General features: G+C 59.2%; 5 protein-coding genes. 3 read left to right on the top strand and 2 right to left on the bottom strand.

Features of this window, described 5'->3' with window-relative positions; translation table 11 throughout:
- Nucleotides 1-316 precede the first annotated feature (316 nt).
- Together AUC61_RS15430 and AUC61_RS15425 are read right to left on the bottom strand one after the other, a co-directional pair.
- Nucleotides 317-1,030 carry a cupin domain-containing protein gene (locus tag AUC61_RS15430; protein ID WP_243247122.1) on the bottom strand — a complete coding sequence of 238 codons (714 nt, stop codon included), beginning with the start codon at nt 1,028-1,030 and terminating at the stop codon, nt 317-319.
- A 15-nt stretch (nt 1,031-1,045) separates the two neighbouring features.
- Entirely contained in the window at nt 1,046-1,909 is an 864-nt protein-coding gene (locus AUC61_RS15425) for a GNAT family N-acetyltransferase (RefSeq protein ID WP_243247121.1), read from the bottom strand.
- A 218-nt stretch (nt 1,910-2,127) separates the two neighbouring features.
- Here AUC61_RS15425 and AUC61_RS15420 point away from each other — a divergent pair, with 218 nt between their 5' ends.
- From AUC61_RS15420 to AUC61_RS15410, 3 genes are all read left to right on the top strand, one after another.
- The gene (locus AUC61_RS15420) at nt 2,128-3,600 is read left to right on the top strand and encodes an aldehyde dehydrogenase family protein (RefSeq protein WP_243247120.1); all 1,473 of its coding nucleotides are present in this window, start codon (nt 2,128-2,130) and stop codon (nt 3,598-3,600) included.
- A 472-nt stretch (nt 3,601-4,072) separates the two neighbouring features.
- Complete coding sequence (locus AUC61_RS15415; protein ID WP_243247119.1) at nt 4,073-4,741, top strand: haloacid dehalogenase type II; 669 nt, start codon at nt 4,073-4,075, stop codon at nt 4,739-4,741.
- Between the two features lie 45 nt (nt 4,742-4,786).
- A complete protein-coding gene (locus AUC61_RS15410; RefSeq protein WP_243247118.1) occupies nt 4,787-6,061 on the top strand; it encodes an NAD(P)/FAD-dependent oxidoreductase in 1,275 nt (424 codons plus the stop codon).
- Nucleotides 6,062-6,076: the final 15 nt, after the last annotated feature.

Genomic DNA, 6,076 nt, shown 5'->3' with positions numbered 1-6,076 from the left:
TCAGCTCCCACAGGTGGGTAGCCTCTCAAAGCTTATGCAGAACCTGTGGGACCGAATTTATTCGGGAAAGGGCCGGCAGATTCAACACTTCTGTCGCCTGACAGGACGCATTCGCGAATGAATTCGCTCCCACCGGAATCAACCCTTGCAGTCCAACATAGAATCCCCCGCAGACAACCGTCTCAGGCGGATCGCAAATCCCTGTGGGAGCCGGGCTTGCCCGCGATATTGGCGACTCGGTTTCATGGCTATACCGCGTCATCGTTCATCGCGAGCAAGCTCAGCTCCCACAGATGCTCGCGTTCAGAGCGAAGAATCAAACCACCACGTAGTACTTGCGCACATACACCGTGCTTTCCCACGCACAGCTCGCGCCTTGCGGAACGAATACGGTGTCGCCGGTTTTCACGATCAGCGCATCGCCGTCTGCGCCGGTGAGCGTCACCTGGCCTTCGATCAGGTGCATCAACTCATGCACTTTGTGCGGCCGACCACCACGGGCATAAGGTGTCGAATCCCAGACGCCGATACGCAGGGAGCTGTTCGGGGCTTCATAGGCGTTGTGTGAGCGACACTGCGGTGCCGGGCCAATCAGAATGCTGGCCTCGGGGGCAGCCGACGGTGTAAGCGCAACTCGCTTGTCGATCCAGGTCAATGCCGGTTGCGTCGACGGCGCGGGGCCACTAACCGCGCAAAAAGCCCAAAGGCTGCCATCTACGGCATCGATCTGACAGGCGACCCCCTGCTCGACGACGACGCTTTCGCCGGGGCTGGCTTCGAGGGTTTCACCGTCAACACGCAGGCTGACGCGCCCCTTGTGAACCACCAGCATTTCCGTGAACGGATAGGCTTCGGAGCGCCACCCCCCTCCTGCGCTGACTACACCTGCACTCACTCCATCGGGACCCGCATAAGCAACCTCACGTACATCACTGAACGGATCGCTGGCGCTCAAAGCGCCCTGTTTCAACGGTGTATCAATTTGACTGCCGTCAGCGCGGACCAACAGCAAAGCTTTTAGCTGTGACATTCAGGAATCTCCGGATTAACCAATAGCCTGGGTGACCAAGGCAAACTGTGTGACGCCCGCACTGGCCTGCGGAGCCTTGCCTTTGGCCATTTGGGTAACGCTGTCGACGGCTTTCAAACCGGCCTGGTCCAGCCAGCCCGCCAGGCCGCTATCAGTCGGAATATCGATACGCACGAACGAATACGGCACTCGCGACAGCAACTGGCTGATCAGGTATTTAGCCTGCTCAACGTTTTGAGCGATCACCGGGCCGATGCACAGCCCACGACCAAACGGACGCAACAGGGCGAACGCCTGGAGTTGCCCATTGCGCTCAATGGCTGCCGAATGCTCGACACTCGGCAGCAGGTCCTTGAGCACCGAAGTGCGATTAAGCCCGCTGCCCGCGTTGGCCAACTCGAACAGGCGCGGGTAATCCGCTTCGCCCACTGAGCGGCAGCTTTCGCTGAACGCCAGCGAAGGTGCTGACGGTGCTTCGGCTGGAGCCTGGCCCTGGCGTTGTTCGACACTGCCGAAATCAACGAACCCCATACTCGCGTAAAGCGGCGCTCCGGCCAGGGTCGCGTTGAGAACGGCGGTGCGAGGAGTGGCGCCATCAATCGCCAGGTTCATCAACTGTCGGCCAATGCCTTTGCCCTGGTATTCGTTACTGACGATCACCAGCCCAATGGTTGAGAAATCACCTTGATGACAGGTGAATGCGCTGCCGATCACGCGGCCTTTATCTTCAGCAACGAAGCCCTGACTGACGCGCTGCAGCATCGCCCAGTCTTCGCGGCGATGCGGCCACTTCAACTGCACTGAAAGTTGATGTGCAGCGTCGACATCGTCTGCAGTCATCGGGCGATACGAGTATGAAGAACGTTGCGAATCGGCCATGAAAAAGCTCTCCGGTCAAAGGGGCGCGCAAGGGCAATAACGCCTGTATCCCATCTGTTTGCAGCTCATGGCAAGAGGCTCGGAACGATTCGGCAGATTGCATGAGGCAGGCCGCCGTTTACCACAGTAACTGCTTAAAACCCCATGAAGGTCGGCAGCAAATGCTTGGTCTTTTTTCCTAGCATGGGGGCTGGCTTTTTTATCCGCTGGAGTCCTTCATGGATAGCTTCGATCCTCGTCAAATTGCTGTTCGCAGCGCGCACTTCATCGGTGGTCGTTATCGCGATGCCCAGTCAGGCATGGACGTATCGCGCCCCTCCGACGGGCAGGTTTACGCTGGCCTGCCGGTTGCCGACGCGAACATGGTGGACGAAGCGGTCAGCAATGCCTGGCAAGCGTTCAAACAGAGTGACTGGGCCAGCCGCCCACCTCGCGAGCGGGCCCGCGTCATGCGGCGCTGGGCAGATTTGATTGAAGCCGACGGCGCGATCCTGGGGCCACTGGAAGCGGTAGGTTCGACGCGCCCACATAAAGATGTGCTGGCGTGGGACATTCCTTACGTCGCCGAAGGGATCCGTTTTTTTGCCGAGCTGGCAGACAAGCACGGTGGTGAAGTGGCTGCGACTCAAAGCGATCGGCTGGGCATGCAGATCGCCGAACCTTATGGCGTTATCGCGGCGATCGCGCCGTGGAATTTCCCTTTGAGCATGGGCCACTGGAAAGTCGCACCGGCGCTCGCTGCGGGCAACGCGGTGGTGCTCAAGCCATCGGAACTGACGCCGTTTTCCAGCCTGCGTTTTGCGGAACTGGCTATACAGGCGGGTCTTCCGGCCGGGATGTTCAATGTGATCCAGGGGGATGGGCGCACCACAGGCGACGCGCTGTGTCGTCATCCGCGTATATCCAAAGTGACGTTCACAGGCTCGACAGCGACGGGCTCCAGCATCATGTCCACCTGCGCACTGATTGGCCCTAAACCGGTCACGCTGGAGCTGGGCGGTAAAAGCCCGCAACTGGTATTCGCGGACGTGCCTGATCTGGCCAAAACAGCACGCACGGTTGCTTTGGCCATTACCGGTAATGCCGGACAGGTGTGTGTTTCGGGTTCACGGCTGTTGATCGAACGCTCGATAATGGCTCCGTTCATCGAGCATCTTCAGGGCTACTTCGCTTCTTTGCGCCCTGGCCCGACCTGGTCACCGGACGCCACGCTGCCTCCTATCATTTCCCATTTACAGGCCAGCCGCATCGACAACATCGTCCAGCGTGCGCGCCAGGCCGGAGCCGAAGTGCTGGCCGGTGGCGGCCTGTTCGAAGGCATGGGCGGTGCTTATTACCAGCCGACATTGCTGACCGCAGTGGACAGCCAAAGCCCGGCAGTCTGCGAGGAGATATTTGGTCCGGTGCTGACCATTCAGGCATTCGACACCGAGGAAGAGGCCCTGAAACTGGCCGAACACGACACCTATGGTTTGTGCGCGGGCGTACACACTGCTGACCTGAATCGGGCGCTGCGGCTGATTCGCAAGCTGGAAGTCGGCACCGTCTGGGTCAACCGCTATGGCCGTAGCAACGACTACATCCTGCCGACCGGTGGCTATAAACGCTCCGGCATCGGCAAGGATCTGGGGCGCGAAGCATTCGAAGCCAATCTGCGTTTTAAAAGTGTGTTGATCGATATCGCGCAGTAAGAGCGAACAACTCACCACCCTTGAGTTGGAATGCTATTTCTGTGGGAGCTGGGCTTGCCCGCGATGAGGAGACCGCGATCTGAAGTAAATCGCGTCCAGCCTTATCGCGGGCAAGCCCAGCTCCCACAGATAACTACAAAACAACGGGAGCAGCTTTCTGGCGGCTCCCGTTTTTTTTGTCCGATCCAACGCAGTTTGTGCTGCGCCAGCCCCACATCTGTTCGGGTTCAGCACCATAAACGCTCATAAAGGCACATAAACACGAGGCCCGCCCAAGGCTGGAGCGCTCCGCAAAGTGTGCTGAGGGCGCCCCCTAAAACGGCGTTTTCTATCAAGCAGCCCGCACTTTTAACGTCATCTGCTGATTTCACGGTGTTGTAATGAAGGTGTGGTGCAGCGTTGCATCATCCGCTTCAAACCAGAAGCACAGGCATACCCCGCCTCGACTTAACGAACTTCAGGACCGCACTCAATGAGCTTTCTACGCCCCAAATTCATTACGTTCGATTGCTACGGTACGTTGACCAACTTCCACATGGGCGCCATGACCCGCGAACTCTTCGCGGACCGTGTTCCCACTGAACGCATGGAAGAGTTCGTCAAGGATTTCTCCGCCTATCGCCTGGATCAAGTCATGGGCGACTGGGTGCCTTACGACGAAATCATCAAGACTGCGCTGGAGCGTACCTGTAAACGTTGGGGTATCGAATACCGCCAGGAAGGCCAGCTTTACTACGACGCGGTTCCAACCTGGGGTCCGCACGCCGATGTGCCAGCAGGCCTGGCAAAAATCGCCGACAAGATTCCGCTGGTGATTTTCTCCAACGCCAGCGACAGCCAGATCATGTCCAACGTCAACATGCTCGGCGCACCGTTCCATAAAGTCTTCACCGCAGAACAGGCTCAAGCCTACAAGCCACGCCTTCGTGCGTTCGAGTTCATGCTCGACAACCTCGGTTGCGGCCCGCAGGACGTGCTGCACGTTTCTTCGAGCTTCCGTTACGACCTGTTCCCGGCCCACGACATGAAGATCAAGAACCGCGCGTTCGTTGCCCGTGGCCACGACGTATCTGCCAACGAGTCTTATGGCTACCACACCATCAAAGACATCGGCGGCCTGCCTGCGCTGGTCGGTCTGTAAGCAGCAAAGCACTGGTCACCCAACGCCACAGGTAAGGACAGCGACATGCGAAGTGAATCCTACTGGCTTGATACCGCACCGGTTTTTAACGGGGCACAGACCGGCGCGGTGGAAGGCCAGGTGGATGTCGCGATTGTCGGGGGCGGCTTTACCGGTCTTTCGGCAGCACGCGCCCTGGCGATGAAAGGCGCAAGCGTGGTGGTGCTGGAGGCTGACCGGATCATCGGTGAAGCATCCGGCCGCAACGGTGGTCAGTGCAATACCGGCGTGGCTCAGGACTATTCGGCGCTGACCGCCAGCCTGGGTGCCGATCAGGCCCGCGAGTATTACCTGGCTTATGAAAGCGCCGTAAAGACTGTCGTCACGTTGGTCGAGCAGGAACAGATTGCGTGTGACATGACCCGTAACGGCAAGCTGAAGCTGGCCGCCAAACCTATGCATTTCGAAGGCATGGCCCGCACCTGCGAGCTGATTCGTCGGGAAGTGGACGCGGACGTTGAGCTGCTGTCCGCAGAAGAGACACGTGCCGAAGTGGACTCTGCCGAATTCCACGGCGGCCTGCTGCAGCGCAATGGCGTGCAGATGCATGTCGGGCGTTTTGGCGTCGGGCTGGCCGACGCTGCAGTGCGCCACGGGGCACAGGTTTTCCAGAACGCCGCCGTCAAGAACTGGCAGGCCAACGCTTCAGGTTATCTGCTGAATACGGCCAAAGGATCTATTCAGGCCAAACAGATCCTGCTGGCAACCGGTGCTTGCCAGCATGGCGGTCCAGGCTGGTATCGGCGGCGCATCGTACCGGTGGGCAGTTTCGTGATTGCGACCGAGGTGCTGCCCCAGATCTTGATCGATCAATTACTGCCACAACAGCGCGCCTACGTGACCAGCCGAATGATCGGCAATTATTTCCGCCTGACACCGGATAACCGCTTGCTGTTCGGCGGCCGGGCGCGTTTCGCCATGTCCAACGCAACCTCTGACGCCAAAAGCGGCAAGGTGCTGCGGGCTGCCATGGTGCAGATGTTCCCGCAACTGGCCAGCGTCAAAGTGGATTACTGCTGGGGCGGACTGGTGGACATGACTTCCGACCGCCTGCCGCGTGCGGGTGAACACGAAGGCGTTTTCTACTCCATGGGCTACAGCGGCCATGGCGTACAGATGTCTGTTCACATGGGCCAGGTCATGGCCGACGTCATGGACGGCAACCCCCAAGCCAACCCGTGGCGCGAGCTTGACTGGCCAGCCGTACCCGGGCACTTCGGCACGCCATGGTTCCTGCCACTGGTGGGCGCGTGGTACCGCTTTCAGGATGCCCGGCACTAGATTCTTGCTTCACCG

This window comes from Pseudomonas maioricensis, assembly GCF_022790535.1.
GTDB classification, from domain to species: domain Bacteria; phylum Pseudomonadota; class Gammaproteobacteria; order Pseudomonadales; family Pseudomonadaceae; genus Aquipseudomonas; species Aquipseudomonas maioricensis.
This window is presented reverse-complemented; position numbering and strand designations above follow the sequence as displayed.

Excerpts from the sequence above, each read along its gene's own strand:
- AUC61_RS15430 (WP_243247122.1), bottom strand. The coding sequence starts at position 1,030 with ATGTCACAGCTAAAAGCTTTGCTGTTGGTCCGCGCTGACGGCAGTCAA.
- AUC61_RS15425 (WP_243247121.1), bottom strand. The coding sequence starts at position 1,909 with ATGGCCGATTCGCAACGTTCTTCATACTCGTATCGCCCGATGACTGCA.
- AUC61_RS15420 (WP_243247120.1), top strand. The coding sequence starts at position 2,128 with ATGGATAGCTTCGATCCTCGTCAAATTGCTGTTCGCAGCGCGCACTTC.
- AUC61_RS15415 (WP_243247119.1), top strand. The coding sequence starts at position 4,073 with ATGAGCTTTCTACGCCCCAAATTCATTACGTTCGATTGCTACGGTACG.
- AUC61_RS15410 (WP_243247118.1), top strand. The coding sequence starts at position 4,787 with ATGCGAAGTGAATCCTACTGGCTTGATACCGCACCGGTTTTTAACGGG.